We start from the raw sequence: 16,433 nt of genomic DNA, 5'->3' as shown, positions 1-16,433 counted from the left end.
AGAGAGAGGCAAGACTCGCGCCAACTCACACATCAGCCTGCAGAAATACGCTGCTGCTCATCGCGGTAGAAGTGCTGCACCTCGACATATTCCAGATCGATGCGGTTGATCAGGTCTTCGATCCCATACAGCGGGCGCTGCCGCGCGCGGTCTTCCAGTTGCTGGCACAGGCAAGCCAAGGCCACGGCGCCCATGTTGCTGCTGCTGCCCCTGAAGCTGTGGGCGGCCGCACCGAGCTCTTCGGCGCTTTTGGCCGCATGCAGCTGGCTCAGGCGCCGTTCAGAGTCGTCGAGAAAGGTTTGCACCAACTGCAGGTAGCCATCCTCCATGACTTCACGCAGGTCACTGAGGACCTTGTGGTCAATATGCATGTCAGTCACTTGTTCACTCCTTGATCAAGCCAGATTATGTCCGAGCCAGCCTGTGGCTCACCATACGAACTCCACATGTGCGCAACGCCCGCCTTCGCTCCAGCGGGCATTGCTGGCCAGCCGCTGAATCAGGTTCAGGCCACGCCCGCTCAGGCCCTGCGCCAGCGACGGCCGCGACAGCACACGCTGCACATCGAACCCGACGCCACTGTCGAGCACCTCGATCATCAGACGCCCGCCCTCGGCGTGCGGTTCAACCCTGAAGTCGATGCGCACGAAACCGTCGCTCAACGCACCCAGCCGCCGGGCGCGCTCCTGATAATAGTCGGCGAACCCCTGCACATCGCGCTTGAGCTGCGAATCCAGGCCCAGCACACCATGCTCCAGTGCATTGGAATACAGCTCGCTGAGCACTGCGTGCAGGCTGCCGGTGCGCGCCCGCAGGCCGTGAATTTCCTGCAACAACTGCACCAGATACGGCACCGGGTTGAAGCTCTTGAGGCTCTCACCACGTACCTCGAACCTCAGCGACCAGTCCAGCGGGCTGGAACGGCCGCTATCAGAGTAGATCATCGGCGCCGGCACCCGCTCCTCAGCGCTGAACATGCGGATATCGCACAGGCTGATGTCATCACGCGGGTGCCCGCCAAATTGCTCCAGCGCCTGCATGACTTCATCGAACAGCTGCGCAGGGTCGCGATTGTCGGCCAGCACCGCACGCAAACGCTCTACGCCGAATAACCGTTCCTGGTCATCGGCGGTGTCCAGCACGCCGTCCGACAACAGCAACAAGCGCTCGCCCGGTGCCAACGGCAGCACTTCAGTGCTGTCATCGAAACGCTCTGCAGCCAGGATACCCAGCGGCAGGTGCCGAGAGCTCAGTGATGATAGCATATGGCCATTTACCGACAGGCGATAGCCATCGGGCATGCCCCCGTTCCACACCTCGACCGAACCGCGCTGCAAACTGAGGTCGAGCAGCAGTGCACAGCAGAACATGTCCACCGGCAGGATGCGTTTGAGCTTGGCGTTCATCTCGCGCAGGATCTGCGCCATGCCGTAGCCCTTGGCGGTCATGCCGTAGAACACTTCGGCCAGCGGCATCGCCCCTACCGCCGCTGGCAGACCATGGCCGGTGAAATCGCCAAGCAGCACACGCATGTCACCGGCCGGCGTGAACGCGGCCAGCATCAGGTCGCCATTGAACAGCGCATAGGGCGATTGCAGGTAGCGGATGTTAGGGGCAGAAAGGCAGCCGGAGTGGGCCACCTTGTCGAATACCGCCTTGGCCACCCGCTGCTCGTTGAGCAGGTAATGGTGGTGCCGGGTAATCTGGTCACGCTGCTCCAGCACGGTAGCCTGCAGCCGGCGCAGGCGGTCCATGGCGCGGATCTTGGCGCCGAGGATCACCGCACTGTAGGGCTTGGCCATGAAGTCATCGCCCCCGGCCTCCAGGCAGCGCACCAGGCCCTCTTCCTCATTCAGCGACGTCAGGAAAATGATCGGCACCAGCGCCTCGCCGGCCAGAGCCTTGATCTGCCGCGCCGCCTCGAAGCCATCCATCACCGGCATCAGCGCATCCAGCAGCACCAGCTGCGGGCGCCGCTCGATGAACAGCGCCACCGCCTGCTCGCCGTTTTCTGCGGTGAATACCTGATGGCCCTGGCGGCGCACGATCTGCGCCAGCAGCATTCTGTCGGCGGCCCCGTCTTCGGCGACCAGCACGGTCAACGCCTGTTGGGGCGGCATGTCGGCGCTCAACTGATGTCGAACAGTTTTTCGAAATTGGAGATGGCGAGGATCTTGCGCACATCGGAGCTGGCATGCACCACGCGCACATCCGACTCATCGCCGCCCGCATGGTCCCTCAGCAACAGCAGCATGCCGAGCGCGGAACTGTCGAGGTAGGTGGTGTCTTTCAGGTCGACGATTACCGAATCGGGCCGATAGGGCTGGCGTTCGTAGGCGTCACGAAATTCCTGATGTTTGCCGAAATCGAAGCGCCCCTTGATCTTGATCGTCAGCTTTTTCCCTTCCTGCGAAAAATCAGTCTCGACTGCCATGCTAGCGATTCCTTCGATGATGGCGGATGCAACTCCATTAAGGTTTAGCAGGCGATGGCATGGGTGGCAAGCACATGGTTCCAGCAGGCGACGCGACCCCTTGTAGGAGCAGCCTTGTGCTGCGAAGAGGCCGGTAACGCCAAAGATTATCTTTGGCTGCAATGGCCTCTTCGCAGCACAAGGCTGCTCCTACAGGGGCACGCGGTAGCCTGATTGATGGTGCAAGACAGGATTAAAAATGGTTTTGGCGGGGCAGGCGCTGCGACAGTTCGTCCAGCAACCGCTGCTCACGCTTGTCTTCGGCGCGCCGGGCTTCGTCCATGTAGCGCTGCACCAGCTTGCGCAAACCTTCTACCCGGGCATAGGCCTGCTGCCAGGTGCCACGGGCGTTGTTGAGGTTGTTCTGGTGCCACACCAGGCTCTGGCGCTGCTGGGTCATGGCCGCTTCCAGCTGCCCCAGAAAACGCTGGTAGTTGACCAGCCAGCTGCCATTGACCCCCTGCCCGCCGCGGTTGATCCACTGCAGCTGGTAATCCTCACGAAACCGTTCGAGTTCAGCCAGCTTGGCCTGGGACGTGGCCACCTGCTGCTGGAAATGCCCCAGGCGCTGGGCTGCCTTGCGCTCGGCTTCCTCGGCCATGTCCACCACCGGCGCCAGGCGCGCAGCGCGTCCGGGCAGCGCCATGGCCTATCAGCCCGCCGGGGGCGTGAAGATCGCCCCCAGCTGTTCGCGGCTCTGCGCCATGCCCACATTCTCCTGCAGGCCTTGGCGCAGAAACTCCACCAGCTTCGATTGCAAGGCAATGGCCAGGTCGGTTTCCGGGTCGCCGCCGGCCACATAGGCGCCCACGCTGATCAGGTCGCGGCTTTGCGACAGGCGCGACCACAATTGCTTGAACTTCTGCGCCTGGCGCAAGTGGTCGGCATCGACCACCTGGGGCATCACCCGGCTGATCGAGGCTTCGATGTCGATGGCCGGGTAATGGCCCTCTTCGGCCAGCCGGCGCGACAGCACGAAGTGGCCGTCGAGCACACCGCGCGCCGAGTCGGCGATCGGGTCCTGCTGGTCATCACCTTCGGACAACACGGTATAGAACGCGGTAATCGAACCACCGCCCGCCTCGCCATTGCCCGCCCGCTCCACCAGCTTGGGCAGCTTGGCGAATACAGACGGCGGGTAACCCCGGGTGGCAGGCGGCTCGCCGATGGCCAGGGCAATTTCACGCTGGGCCTGGGCGAAACGGGTGAGCGAGTCCATCAGCAACAGCACGTTCTTGCCCTTGTCGCGGAAGTACTCAGCGATGCGCGTGCAATACATGGCAGCGCGCAGGCGCATCAGCGGCGCATCGTCGGCAGGCGAAGCCACCACTACCGAACGCTTGAGGCCCTCTTCACCCAGGATGTGCTCGATGAACTCCTTCACCTCACGGCCCCGCTCACCGATCAGGCCAACCACGATGATTTCGGCTTCGGTGAAGCGGGTCATCATGCCCAGCAACACCGACTTACCTACGCCAGTACCGGCAAACAGGCCCAGGCGCTGGCCGCGACCGACGGTCAGCAGGCCATTGATGCTGCGAATGCCCACGTCCAGCGGCTTGCTGATGGGGTCACGGTTGAGCGGGTTGATCACAGGGCCGTCCATCGGCACCCAGTCCTCGGCCTTCATCCCGCCCTTGCCATCCAGCGCGCGGCCGGCGCCGTCCAGCACACGGCCGAGCATGCTCATGCCCATGGGCAGCCGGCCGCCGTCATCCAGCGGCACCACCCGGGCGCCGGGGGCGATACCGACAATGCTGCCGACCGGCATGAGAAACACTTTGGGCCCGGCAAAGCCCATGACCTCGGCTTCTACCTGGACCGGGTGGTAGCTGTCGTCGTTGATCACCAGGCAGCGGCTTCCCACCGCGGCGCGCAGGCCTTCGGCCTCCAGGGTGAGCCCGACCATGCGCAGCAGGCGGCCTTCGACGATGGGCTGGGACGGCAGCTCGATGGCCTCGGCATAACTGCCCAGGCGTTTGCCGAAGCTGGTGCGCTTAAGGTGCATCAGGGCTTTCCACCGAACGCTCGACGGGGGCGTCCAGGTCTACCGACATGTCTGGCGCCGCCGGGTGCAGGGAATGGTCGTGCAACTGGTCGAACAGCTGCGCCACGGTTTTCTCGATGCGCGTTTCCATGGTCGCATCGATGCGGCTATGGGCAGTTTCGATACGGCAGCCCCCCGGTAGCAGTGCGCTGTCTTCCAGCAGCCGCCAGTTTTCCTCGTGGCGTTCGCGCAGGGCCTTGGCCAGCTCGAAGTCCTGCGGGTTGAGGTGGATGCGGATATTGTCCGCGCCCATGGGCAGCAGCTTCAATGCTTCGCGCAGCACCTGGGTAATCTGGCTGGAGTCGTTGTGCAATTCGCGGCCGATCACCTGGCGAGTCATGTGCGCCACAAGGTGCACGAGGGTTTTCTCGATCTGGGTGTCTTGCTCGGCGATCGGCTCCATCAGGTTGGCCATCAGTTGTTCAAGGCTGTCGAGCTTGGCCTTCAGGGCCGCTTCGGCCTCTTGGCGCACCTTGAGCTGGGTGCTGTGAAAGCCCTCTCGCTCGCCGGTGGCGAAACCTTCGTTGTAGGCTTCCTGGCGGATGGCCTCGAGCTCTTCCAGGGTGAGCGGCTGGACTTCTTCCAGCGGCACTTCCTCGATTTCTTCCTCGACCGGCTCGGGCTCCGGCTCAGGCTCGGGTACGGGCTCTGGCTCCGGGTCGAAGCTGGGCAGCGTCCACACATCCACGCCCTCGAGGTCGCGGGCGCGGATCAGGTCGCTGGGGTGATGTTCTTTGCTGGACATGTTTTAAAGTACTCAACAAGCATGTTCGACCCATAAGGGCCTTGTGGGAGCTGGCTTGCCGGCGATCAAGGGCGCAGCCCTTGCCATGCAACGACTCTGCCTGGGCTGGCCTCATCGCCGGCAAGCCAGCTCCCACAATGACCGCACCAGCCCCACCATTTTTTCCTGACCTGATGGATCAGATCATTTCCTCGGCACCCTTGCCGCCGAGCACGATCTCGCCGGCCTCGGCCATGCGGCGGGCGATGGTGAGGATTTCCTTCTGCGCCGTTTCCACGTCGCTGACCCGCACCGGCCCCTTGGCCTCCAGGTCGTCGCGCAGCAGTTCGGAGGCACGTTTGGACATGTTCTTGAAAATCTTGTCCTTGACCCGCTCGTCGGCGCCCTTGAGCGACACCACCAGCACGTCGGACGACACTTCGCGCAGCAGCGCCTGGATGCCACGGTCGTCGACGTCGGCCAGGTTGTTGAAGACGAACATCAGGTCTTCGATCTGCTCCGACAGGTCGCTGTCGACTTCGCGGATCGCATCCATCAGTGCACCTTCCACGGAGCTGTCCAGGAAGTTCATGATGTCTGCAGCGCGCTTGATGCCGCCCAAGGTGGTGCGCGCGGCGTTGGAGTTGCCCGAGAACTGCTTCTCGAGGATCTGGTTCAACTCTTTCAGCGCCGCCGGCTGCACGGTGTTCAGCGACGATACGCGCAAGACGATGTCCAGGCGCACCTTGTGGTCGAAGTTGCTCAGCACTTCGCCGGCCTGGTCAGGGTCGAGGTAAGCGACCACGATTGCCTGGATCTGCGGGTGCTCGTAGCGGATCACGTCGGCTACCGCGCGCGGTTCCATCCATTTCAGGCTGTCCAGGCCACTGGTGTTGCCACCCAGCAGGATGCGGTCGACCAGGCCATTGGCCTTGTCCTCGCCCAGGGCCTGGTTGAGCATCTTGCGGATGTAGGCATCGGACCCCACGCCCAGGCTGGTCTGGTCGCCGACAATGTCGACGAACTCGCTCATTACCTGCTCGACCTGGTCACGGTGCACATTACCCATCTGCGCCATGGCCACACCCACCCGCTGCACTTCCTTGGGGCCCATGTGGCGCAGCACCTGGGCCGCATCGGTCTCGCCCAGCGAAAGCAGCAGGATTGCCGCCTTGTCGACACGGCTCAGCTTGGCGGTAACGGCTCGGTTATCACTCATCGGCGTTGATCCAGTCTTTGACGACCTGGGCTACACGGCCCGGGTCTTCGGCCACCAGGCCTTTGATTGCGTTGAGCTGTGCCTCGTAACCCTCGCTCGGGCTAGGCAGCAGAATGCTTGTCGGGCCACCCAGGCTGACGCGGTCGTTGGCCAGTTCGCCATCCAACCCCACCATGCCGCCCAGCTCCATGTCGCTATCCGAAGCGGCCTGCTTGCCGCCCCCTGTGATGTTGTTGAGCACCGGCCGCAGCACGCCGAACACCAGTACCAGAATGAACACCACGCCCAGCACTTGCTTGACGATGTCCCAGAACCACGGCTGCTGGTAGAAGGCGATATCGGCAATTTCTTCGTTACGGTCGGCGGCAAATGGCACGTTGATCACCGTCACGCTGTCACCACGGCTGGCGTCGAAGCCGACCGCGTCCTGCACCAGGCGGGTGAAGCGCGCCAGGTCTTCGGCGGCCCAGGGTGCACGGCTGGTGTTGCCGGTGGCCGGGTCGATCTTGACCTGGTCGTCTACCACCACTGCCACCGACAGGCGGGTCATGCGCCCCTGCTGCTGGCGGGTGTGGCTGATGGAGCGGTCCAGCTCGAAGTTCTTGGTGCTTTGCTGGCGCTTGTCCGACGGGTACGGTGCGAGCATCGGCTGGCCGGTGGCCGGGTCCATGATCTGCTGGCCGTTCGCATCCACCAGCGGCTGGCCAGGCTGAATGGCTGCGGCCGGGGTAGCGGCGCCACCGGTGGTTTGCGGTGCCGAAGCGGCGCCTGGCGGCTGGTTGCTCAGCGCGCCAGGCACACCTTGCGGGCCCTGGCTGCTGGCGCGTTGCTCGTCAACCGACTGCTCGCTGCGCAGCGCCGGCTGGTCGGGGTTGAACTGCTCGGCAGTCGACTCGACGGCACTGAAGTCCAGGTCGGCGGACACTTCGGCCTTGTATCGGTCATTGCCCAGGACAGGCTGCAAGATGTTGCGCACGCGCTGGGTAAGCATGCTTTCCATACGGCGGCTGTAGTCGTACTGCTTGCCGGCCTCAGTCAGGGCAGAGTCCTGCAGCTGCTCGGACAGCAAGTTACCTTTCTGGTCGACCACGGTGACCTGGGATTTGTCCAGCTCCGGCACACTGGTCGCCACCAGGTTGACGATGGCCGACACCTGACCGGCTTCCAGGGCACGGCCCGGGTACAGCTCGACCAGTACCGAGGCGCTAGGCTTGCGGTCGTCGCGCACGAACACAGAGCTTTTCGGGATGGCCAGGTGCACGCGTGCGGCCTTGACGTTGTTCAGGCTGGAAACGGTACGCGCCAGCTCGCCTTCCAGGCTGCGGCGGTAGCGAGTGGCTTCCATGAACTGGCTGGTGCCCAGCCCCTGCTCCTTGTCGAGCAGTTCGAAACCGACATTGCCATCGCTGGGCGCCACGCCGGCGGCCGCCAGTTTCAGGCGGGCACGGGAGAGGTCGTCGGCCTTGACCAGCAGAGCACCGGAGTTGGGCTCGACGTTATAGGGGATGTCAGCAGCACCCAGGGTGTCCATGACCTGCTTGGTGTCCATGCCCGACAGGCTGCCGTACAGCGGACGGTAATCGGGTTGTTGCGACCACAGCACCACGGCAAAGCCGATTGCCACGCTGGCCGCCAGGCCGACCATGAGGCCGACTTGGCGCAGCATGGGCATCTGCGCGATGTTTTCCAGGAACGACATACCTGGCAGCGGGCGCTTGGCCGCTGCCGGGCCCGTCTTGGCGGGGGGGTTGTCGACGACTGCTTCAGCCATGGTCTACGTCCGTCCTCAAACCGGCATCTGCATGATGTCCTGGTACGCCTGTACCAGTTTGTTGCGTACCTGGGTCATGGCCTGCATCGACACACTGGCCTTTTGCGAAGCGATCATCACGTCGGTCAGGTCGACGCCGCTCTTGCCGATCTCGAAGGCATTGGCCAGCTGGGTCGATGCCTGCTGGGTCTCATGCACCTTGCCGATGGCCTGGCCAAGCATGTCGGCAAAGGTACTCTGCCCCGGCGCCAGCTCGGGGGCGGCGGCGACCTTGGGCAGCGACATGGCATCGGCCTGCATGGCCCGCATGTCCAGCATCAGACGATTGAATTCAACACCTTGGCTCATGACCCTTCTCTCTCCTGCGGCCGCATTTTTTTGACACTCATGCGGCGAATAGCCTACGTAAAGCAACAAAGGTGCCAGCCTTGGCAATCACCTTTCACTGGCTTATACGGCCCCTGTGGGACGGTATTCACAGCGGGGCGCAGTGTCAGCCGAACAGGCTGGCCTCGACGTCGAACCCGGCATCGCGCATCTGCGCCAGTTTGTAACGCAAGGTGCGCGGGCTGATGCCCAGGCGCTCGGCCGCCTCTTTGCGCCGACCGCGCTCGGCGCGCAGGGTATCGATGATCATCTGGTACTCATGGCGGCGCATGTCATCGCCCAGCCCGCTGGCCTCGGCAGTGGCTTCAAGTGATGGCGACGTGCCCGCCGACAAGGGAATGGCGCCTGCCAGACAAAAATCCGCCGCCTCGATCACCCCACCCTGCTGCAGGATCAGCGCCCGCTGAAGCGCGTTGTCGAGTTCACGCACGTTGCCCGGCCAGGCATAGGCCTGCAGGCAGGCCCGGGCCTGCGGCGACAGGCGTACCGGGGCGTGTTTCATCTTGGCCGCATGGCGCGCCAGCAGGCGCTCGGCCAGTTGCAGGATGTCGCCCGGGCGCTCACGCAACGGGCACCAAGCCAGGGGGAACACTGACAGGCGGTAGAACAGGTCTTCACGGAAGCGCCCGGCCGCTACTTCGCCGGCCAGGTCGCGGTTGGTCGTGGCCAGCACGCGGATATCCAGGCTGATCGGCTTGCGCCCGCCCACCCGTTCCACTTCGCGCTCCTGCAGCACACGCAGCAGCTTGGCCTGCAAGGCCATTGGCATTTCCGAGATTTCGTCGAGCAGCAGGGTACCGCCTTCGGCCTGCTCGAACTTGCCGGCCTGGGCGGCGATGGCACCGGTGAAGGCACCCTTTTCATGGCCGAACAGGGTGGCTTCGAGCATGTTGTCGGGGATGGCCGCGCAGTTGATTGCCACAAAGGGCTGCGCCGCCCTCGGCGACTGCTGGTGAATGTAGCGCGCCAGCACTTCCTTGCCGGTGCCGGACTCACCAGAAATCAGCACGGTCGAGTCACTGCGCGCCACGCGTGCGGCCAACTCCAGCAACTGGCGGCTGGCCGGCTCACAGGCCACCGGCCCCTCGTCAGCGGACACCCGCCCGGCGGCATGCCGCTCGACCAGGCTGAGCAGCGCCTTTGGCTCGAACGGTTTGACCAGATAGTCGGCAGCACCTTGGCGCATTGCTTCGACGGCACGCTCGACGGCGGCGTGCGCCGTCATCAACAGCACCGGCAGCTGAGGTTGCTGGCGGCGCAACTGGCTCAACAACTGATGCCCGTCCATACCGGGCATGTTCACATCGCTGACCACCAGGCTGAAGGCATCATCCACCACCGCCTCCAGCGCTTCTTCGGCACTGCCCACTGCCTGGTAGGCGAAACCGCCGATTTCCAGGGTATCGCCCAGCGCCTGGCGCAATACGCGGTCGTCCTCGACCAGCAGCACCTTGATTGCCATTACACCCCCTCCGCCAATTGCCCGTCGATCAACGGCAGCTCTACCCGCACGCAGGTGCCTCGGCCCACCTTCGAGCGCAGGCTGATAGCGCCCTGATGCGCACGCACCACAGCCTTGACCACCGCCAGGCCGAGGCCGGTGCCAGTGGCCTTGGTGGTGAGAAACGGCTCGCCAAGGCGCGCCAACAACTCGGCGGCGATACCGCTGCCGGCGTCACTGACACACAGATGCAGGGTGCGCTCGCGACGGAACAGGTGCACCTTCAAGCGCGCTGGGCCGTCGCTGGCCTGCAGGGCATTTTCGATCAGGTTGAGCAAGGCGCCGACCAGGGTGTCGCGATTGCACAGCAGCTCACCCAGATGGCTGTCGCACTGCCAGCGCACGGTGTGCCCCTGCACATGCGCCTGAGCCGCCTGCTGCAGGGCCTGGAAAAGGGCTTTTGGGGTAACCCGATCACCCAGCGGCAACTCGCCACGGGCGAACACCAGCATGTCACGCACCTGGTGCTCCAGCTCGTGCAGGCGCTCCTTCAAGGTACCGGCGAAGCGCTGGCGGGTTTCCGGGCTCAGCTGTTGCTCGCTGTCAGCGAGGTGGCTGGCGTAGAGCATGGCGGCCGACAGCGGCGTGCGGATCTGGTGCGCCAGCGAGGCGACCATGCGCCCCAACGACGACAGGCGCTCGTGGCGGGCCAGTTGGTCTTGCAGGCGACGGGTTTCAGTCAGGTCGTTGAGCAGCACCAGCTGGCCGGGTTCGGCATCCAGCGAGCGGGTGGCGATGGACAGGCGGCGGCCGTCGCGCAGCGAGATTTCATGGCCATCGTCCTTGCGTGGTGCAAAGCTGCGGGCGATCACCTGACGCCATAACTCGCCGATCAGCGGTTCGCCGAGCAGTTCGCAGGCAGCCGGGTTGGCTTCACGTACAAGGCCATGGCCATCGATCACGATCACCCCGCCAGGCAGCAGGTCCAGCAGGTTCTGCAGACGGTTGGCCAGGCGTTCCTTTTCGCTCAGTTCCTCGATGCGCTGGGCACTGACCACGGCCAGCTCGCCTTTGAGTTCACTGACCCGGGCTTCGAGCAGGCTGTAGGACTGGCTGAGTTGGCTGGATACCTGATTGAACAGGGCGAAGGCTTGCTCGATACCCTGGTGGCTGTCCTGCTCGATCGGGGTCTGCCCCTGATGATCGGGGGCTCGGGTTACGTGGGCGGCCTGGGGCATCGTGCTCTCTCGCGTGGCTGACCGTCATAAAAACGGTGTGTTGCCAGCGGTGTAGCAATAGCCGTGCCGGAGATGGGGATTTGTGTTGCCTGTGCCGGCCTCTTCGCGGGCTTGCCCGCTCCCACAGGGCCAGCATAGGAGTCAAGCCCTGCGCTGTACCTGTGGGTGCGGGCAAGCCCGCGAAGAGGCCGATCCAGGCCTACGACAATGTATCAATCCGGCAGCCAGGCCTTGCGCCAGTTGCTCAGGTTGTCGCCTTCGAGCATCCAGCCGCCCAGCACTGCATTGCGCAGTGCATCGCCCGCCTTCGCCGTGGCATCCAGATCAGAGATGTGCATGCGAATGGCATCTACCCAGCCTCGGAAACGGTTCTTCACCAGTGTGACCGGCAAATCGCTGTAGCCCTGGTAGCAACGCAGGTCGCTGGCGATCACCGGGAAACCACAGGCGCCGTACTCCAGCAAACGCAGGTTGCTCTTGCACTCGTTGAACAGGTTCTGCTCGACCGGCGCCAGGGCCAGGTCCAGGTTCATCCTGGCCAGCGTCGCGGGGTATTGCTCAATCGAGACACTCGGGTGGAACTCATGAACATAAGGCCGCAGCTTGTCCGGGCACATGCCGAAGAACACCCATTCCACCTCGTTGGCCAATTCCTTGACCACGTCCGCGATCACTTCCAGGTCGCCCGTGTGGCTCGCCCCACCCGCCCAGCCGACACGCGGCTTGCGCGACTGCCGGCGCAGGGCCTTGAGGTCGCTCCAGTAGCGGGTATCCAGCGTGTTGGGTACCACGCGGATATCGCCATGTACGCCGGCGAAGGCCTCGGCCAGCGGCTGCGTGGAGACGACAAAGCGGTCCACATAGGAAAGACTGCGACGTATGGACCGCAGAATGTCCTTGGGCATGTGCGCCCTGTGCACGCTCTTGAGCGGCAGGTTGGGCAGGTAGTCGTCCAGCTCGAAGACCTTGAAAGCCCGCGAAAACGCGTGCATCCGGCGTATATGCTCAATCTGCTCATCGCCAACCTGGCGCTGCAGGATGATGCTGTCGGGCTGATAACGCTCAAGTTCGGCAGGCGCCAGATAATTCCACGCCACCACCCCCTCGGCCAGCCCCTCGCGGTTGAGCGTATCCAGCGGCTGGATGACCCGGTAGTTGCCACACCCTCCTCTGTCCGCCGCATGGGCGAGGATCGTCGGCAGCGGTTTCCAGGACGACAACGGTCGCCAGCTCAGACCGGAGGGCGCCAGGCCGAGGCCATTGTCGGAAGACAGCGAGAAGTTCGGGTTGTGGAGCGGGTCGCGTGCCAGTACAGGCAGCCAGCGGTCATACAAGGCATCTTCTTCTGCGGCGGTGGCCGGCGTTACAGCATCCTCACTTAGCAGCAACTGAACACGCGGCGTCCACACGTTCAGGTAGCCGCCACGGTGCAGGCGCAGGCACAGATCAACATCCGTCCAGCGCTGCAACTCGGGGGACTCGTCGAAACCGCCCGCCTCCAGGAACAGGCTTTTGTTCACCAGCAGGCACTTGCCGCTCACGGCGACATAGTTCTGGTCCACTTGCAGGCGCTGCAGATAGCCGGACGCGTCCATCGGCTGACCGGCAAAAGCTTCGCCAACAGGGCCATTCAGGCCGAGCACGAAACCGGCATGGCTGATGGTAGCGTCCCCCGCCACCAGTTTGGCCCCCACCACGCCGACTTCCTGGCGCATGCCGTGGTTGAGCATCTGCTGCAACCAATCGTTATCGAGCACCGCAGCGCCTTCGTCCAGCCACAGCAGGAAATCACCACGGGCCTGCCCGGCGGCCTGGTTGCGCATTTGCACAGGCGCCATGCCGGCAGGGAATCGCAGGCAACGAATGGCATCGGTGCCAAGCCGGGCAACGTTGTCGAGCCAGCCGTTTACTGCCGGGCCGGCATTATCACGCGCCAGCAGCAGCACCTCGTAGTTTCGATAGGTTGTCTTCTCCAGAATGGTTTCCATGCAGCGCTGCACCCGCTCGGTGCTGTTGCCCTGGAGCAGGATCAGGATGCTGACCGGTGCGTCGCCGGGGGCGCCATAGTTCAGATCATAACGCCCGGGCAGACGAGACCCGATGCGCGCCTGTGCAAAACCGCGGGCATGCAGATGGCGCTGGATGACCCCGCGCTCGTCCGGGCAGTCGCGCAGCGACGGGGCATCGCAGACCAACAACGGCTCGCTGATATGCCCCAGCCCCTCGAAACCGGCAGACTCGATCAGGCGCAGGATGTAATCCAGCTCGTATGCCTGGCCCGCCTCCTGGCGGAAGCCGCCCATTTCCAGCCACACCTGCCGGTTGAACAGCCAGTGGCGTGACAGGCTCGCCGGCAAACTGAGCAGTAGATCAAGGTTTAGATCAGGGCGCAGCACAGCGCCCATTTCTGACCCATCGGAACGCAAACCCTCATCACCATAGACGGCCCGACAGCCCGGCGCCGCCAACAGGTCAAGCGCGGCAATCAGCAAGCCACTTGCAGTGAACTCACTCCCCGCGTCTACCAGCATGAACCAGTCAAATTCACCCGCCTGAACTGCCTGGTTCAGCTGATCGCTCAGGCTGGCATCGGTCAGACGCACGAAATGCAGCTTGTCCTGCGCCGAAGTCGCGGGAGCCTCGCCCGGCGTCAGCGCCACAATTTTCAAAGTGGAATAAAGGCAGTGATCGCTACCCAGGCTTTGCAGAGAAGCTTTCAATGCATCGGCGCGCCCGTCAGCGTCCACCACGATTACCCCGATCACAGGGCCACCCTGATGGGCGCGCAGACGCTGTTCGATCAGGCGACTCTGCATGGCATCCGGAACGCGTTCGGCCAGCCAGGTTTGCAGTGTCAACGCCTTGGGCTTGCCACCCAGATGCTCCAGCATTTGCTGGCGCCCGCGCTGTACTTCTTCGCTGCCAACGTCGCCATGGCGCGCATACAACTCGCGATAAAGCGCTGGGTAATCTTTCAGTGCCTGCTCGGAGCGTCGTGCAGGTGCATTGTCGTCCCGCCGCATACGGACTTCCACCGTCTCGCTGCGCACATGATGGAAGGCGCTTCGCGCGCTCAGGCGCATGAGGAAATCCCAATCCTCCAAGCCTGCCAGCGACTCGTCGAAGTCCCCCACGGCAAGCGCAAGCGCGCGTGGGCAGGCAAAGGTGTTGATCGGGATGTAGTTGTTTACCAGCAAACGCTCCCGGGAGTAGGCCTCGTGTGGATAGCGTTGTTCACGCGCCACCTCGGTCCGCTTGCCCGCCGCAATCGTTTCCTGAATGAACACTGCATCCGTGTACACCACACTGTCGGGGTGGGTATCCAGCGCTTTGGCCAGTGTTTCAAGGTGGTCAGGCAGGTACAGGTCGTCGTCGTCCAGATAAACGACATACCGGCCACGGGCCAGATGCAAAGCGGTATTACGGGCAGCGGCCGGGCCGCGATTGCGGCCTTGGCGGATGTACGTGATCGGGAAATCGTACTCAGCCAGCAGCGACTCGACCGGCTCGCCATTGTCATTGACCAGGATGACGTCAAAGTCCTTGAAGGACTGATGCGCAATGCTGTTCAGCGCATCCTTGAGCAATTGCGGGCGGTTGAAGGTTGTCAGGATAACAGAGAACAACGCCTGCTCTTGCTGCCGCGCTTGTTCTTCCAGGCGCTCGCAAAGCCGGCGTGCCCGGGCCCCCAGCTCGGAACCCTGCTCGTCAGGATACAGATCCAGACGCCGCTTGAGGTGCCCGGCCACCTCGCGCTCACGCCCGTGAAGATGATGCTGCGCATTGCGCTCGAATACCCCCTCGACAATGGCAAGGTGCCCCATCAATGGCTCGCTGGAGGCATAAAACCCGCTCGAATACTGCGCACCATGCCAGCGATAGCTGACACCCGGCATATCGACGTAGGCGAAATCGGGGTAACGCTCCGCCATCTGCACGACCATTTCCCAGTCGCCGGCACCGTAGCTGTTGCCTGGATTCCAGACCCGGCAAAAAATCTCACGCCGGTAGATGACGGCCGAAGGCGTCATGTAGCTGTCGTAGATGAGCAGATCAGCGACTTCATTACGCCCGCCGACATAGTCGCCATTGCGGTAGCCGGGGTGACGAGGCTGGTTCAATGCCTGCCCCGAACCATCGACCCAGCGAATGCCGGTATAGCCAACCGCCACGTTGGGCTGGCTCTCCAGCGTAGGCAACAGACGCGACAGATGGCCCGGATTGAAATAGTCGTCGGCGGAAAGGAACGTGAAGTAACGCCCCTGCGCGATACGCAGGCCATTTCGCCAGTTGTAACCCGGGCCGTAATTGTATCGGTTACGGATGTATCGCACTTTCGGGTTGCCCGCGAATGCCGCCATTACCTCGGCGGTATCGTCCGTGGAAGCGTTGTCCAGCACCAGGATCTCGATATTCTCCACACCCTGATCGAGCACCGACTGAACACACTGGGCAAGATAGCGCCCATAGTTGTAGGTCGGAATAACGACACTCAGCAGCGGCTCGAACTGCCGTACGGCAGCAGCATCATCAGCGATTGCAGTGGTGACTTTATAGAGCCAGAAGTCCGCCGAACAATGGTAATTCCTGGAATGGTCGCGGTCTTCAGCTTCTCGCGTCAGTGGCCACGCTTGCGCATCGGATCCGGGCGCATCGGGAAGTTTCAAGTAATCGATGTGCACCCTCGAAGTACTGACAGGCTCTCCCTTCGCCGGAATCAGAACCTTGCTGAAGCAGGTATCGTCCTGTAGCGCCCCAAATTGCTCGGAAGAACGTAGCAGCAGATAACGCCGCACCTGTGACGGCAACGCGAACAAGGCATTGGCTTGACGAGGGTGGGCAATCAGAAAGACGCCGTCGCACTCTCCGGCGGCTTCGGTAGCTCGCTCGAACACCAGCCCATTGCTCAGGCCATAGGCCGCCAGGGGCTGCAGCGGCAATTGCCGTTGTAGTTCTTGCCAGTGCGCATCGGACAGCAGGAAGGCCTGCTCATCGTCCAGGCAAAACCCGGCAACCAGCACTCGCCAAGGTTGCCCGGTACAACGCCCACCCGCGATCAAAGCCCAATTCGTCATGCTGTCACTTCCCCCAAAAAATGTTGCTCGCTTGCGTCAAGCGACACGGCGCCTGTCG

Annotated in this window: 12 protein-coding genes; all 12 read right to left on the bottom strand. The window is 63.2% G+C overall.

Annotation, left to right across the window (positions count from 1 at the left end; translation table 11 throughout):
- Positions 1–32: 32 nt before the first annotated feature.
- Positions 33–380, bottom strand: coding sequence for an Hpt domain-containing protein (locus tag SB756_RS00325; protein ID WP_341796422.1), 348 nt, complete (start codon positions 378–380; stop codon positions 33–35).
- Positions 381–428: 48 nt separating this feature from the next.
- Positions 429–2,120: a SpoIIE family protein phosphatase gene (locus SB756_RS00320; protein ID WP_410909962.1), complete on the bottom strand. Its 1,692-nt coding sequence runs from the start codon at positions 2,118–2,120 to the stop codon at positions 429–431.
- 8 nt (positions 2,121–2,128) lie between these two features.
- A complete protein-coding gene (locus SB756_RS00315; protein ID WP_016488428.1) occupies positions 2,129–2,434 on the bottom strand; it encodes an STAS domain-containing protein in 306 nt (101 codons plus the stop codon).
- Between the two features lie 232 nt (positions 2,435–2,666).
- The gene (gene fliJ, locus SB756_RS00310; RefSeq protein WP_410909961.1) at positions 2,667–3,119 is read right to left on the bottom strand and encodes a flagellar export protein FliJ; all 453 of its coding nucleotides are present in this window, start codon (positions 3,117–3,119) and stop codon (positions 2,667–2,669) included.
- A 6-nt stretch (positions 3,120–3,125) separates the two neighbouring features.
- Positions 3,126–4,481, bottom strand: coding sequence for a flagellar protein export ATPase FliI (gene fliI, locus SB756_RS00305; protein ID WP_059394792.1), 1,356 nt, complete (start codon positions 4,479–4,481; stop codon positions 3,126–3,128).
- Positions 4,471–5,265: a flagellar assembly protein FliH gene (gene fliH, locus SB756_RS00300; RefSeq protein ID WP_341796424.1), complete on the bottom strand. Its 795-nt coding sequence runs from the start codon at positions 5,263–5,265 to the stop codon at positions 4,471–4,473. The genes fliI and fliH overlap by 11 nt, the downstream gene beginning before the upstream one ends.
- A gap of 178 nt (positions 5,266–5,443) precedes the next feature.
- Entirely contained in the window at positions 5,444–6,463 is a 1,020-nt protein-coding gene (fliG, locus tag SB756_RS00295; protein ID WP_016488432.1) for a flagellar motor switch protein FliG, read from the bottom strand.
- The gene (gene fliF / locus SB756_RS00290) at positions 6,456–8,234 is read right to left on the bottom strand and encodes a flagellar basal-body MS-ring/collar protein FliF (RefSeq protein WP_016498549.1); all 1,779 of its coding nucleotides are present in this window, start codon (positions 8,232–8,234) and stop codon (positions 6,456–6,458) included. Before fliF ends, fliG begins: the two co-directional genes overlap by 8 nt.
- A gap of 15 nt (positions 8,235–8,249) precedes the next feature.
- Complete coding sequence (fliE, locus tag SB756_RS00285) at positions 8,250–8,582, bottom strand: flagellar hook-basal body complex protein FliE (protein WP_341796426.1); 333 nt, start codon at positions 8,580–8,582, stop codon at positions 8,250–8,252.
- Positions 8,583–8,727: 145 nt separating this feature from the next.
- Entirely contained in the window at positions 8,728–10,083 is a 1,356-nt protein-coding gene (locus SB756_RS00280; protein ID WP_341796427.1) for a sigma-54-dependent transcriptional regulator, read from the bottom strand.
- On the bottom strand, positions 10,083–11,300 hold the full coding sequence (locus tag SB756_RS00275; protein WP_341796428.1) for a sensor histidine kinase: 1,218 nt from the start codon (positions 11,298–11,300) through the stop codon (positions 10,083–10,085). The genes SB756_RS00280 and SB756_RS00275 overlap by 1 nt, the downstream gene beginning before the upstream one ends.
- Before the next feature lie 212 nt (positions 11,301–11,512).
- Positions 11,513–16,375 (bottom strand): glycosyltransferase, encoded by a 4,863-nt coding sequence (locus tag SB756_RS00270; RefSeq protein WP_410909960.1) that lies wholly within the window; start codon positions 16,373–16,375, stop codon positions 11,513–11,515.
- Between the last annotated feature and the right edge of the window lie 58 nt (positions 16,376–16,433).

This window comes from Pseudomonas sp. SIMBA_068 (genome assembly GCF_046534705.1).
Classification (GTDB): domain Bacteria; phylum Pseudomonadota; class Gammaproteobacteria; order Pseudomonadales; family Pseudomonadaceae; genus Aquipseudomonas; species Aquipseudomonas putida.
This window is presented reverse-complemented; position numbering and strand designations above follow the sequence as displayed.

Coding starts and splice junctions, on each gene's coding strand:
- SB756_RS00320 (WP_410909962.1), bottom strand. CDS start 2,120: ATGCCGCCCCAACAGGCGTTGACCGTGCTGGTCGCCGAAGACGGGGCC.
- SB756_RS00315 (WP_016488428.1), bottom strand. CDS start 2,434: ATGGCAGTCGAGACTGATTTTTCGCAGGAAGGGAAAAAGCTGACGATC.
- fliJ (WP_410909961.1), bottom strand. CDS start 3,119: ATGGCGCTGCCCGGACGCGCTGCGCGCCTGGCGCCGGTGGTGGACATG.
- fliI (WP_059394792.1), bottom strand. CDS start 4,481: ATGCACCTTAAGCGCACCAGCTTCGGCAAACGCCTGGGCAGTTATGCC.
- fliH (WP_341796424.1), bottom strand. CDS start 5,265: ATGTCCAGCAAAGAACATCACCCCAGCGACCTGATCCGCGCCCGCGAC.
- fliG (WP_016488432.1), bottom strand. CDS start 6,463: ATGAGTGATAACCGAGCCGTTACCGCCAAGCTGAGCCGTGTCGACAAG.
- fliF (WP_016498549.1), bottom strand. CDS start 8,234: ATGGCTGAAGCAGTCGTCGACAACCCCCCCGCCAAGACGGGCCCGGCA.
- fliE (WP_341796426.1), bottom strand. CDS start 8,582: ATGAGCCAAGGTGTTGAATTCAATCGTCTGATGCTGGACATGCGGGCC.
- SB756_RS00280 (WP_341796427.1), bottom strand. CDS start 10,083: ATGGCAATCAAGGTGCTGCTGGTCGAGGACGACCGCGTATTGCGCCAG.
- SB756_RS00275 (WP_341796428.1), bottom strand. CDS start 11,300: ATGCCCCAGGCCGCCCACGTAACCCGAGCCCCCGATCATCAGGGGCAG.
- SB756_RS00270 (WP_410909960.1), bottom strand. CDS start 16,375: ATGACGAATTGGGCTTTGATCGCGGGTGGGCGTTGTACCGGGCAACCT.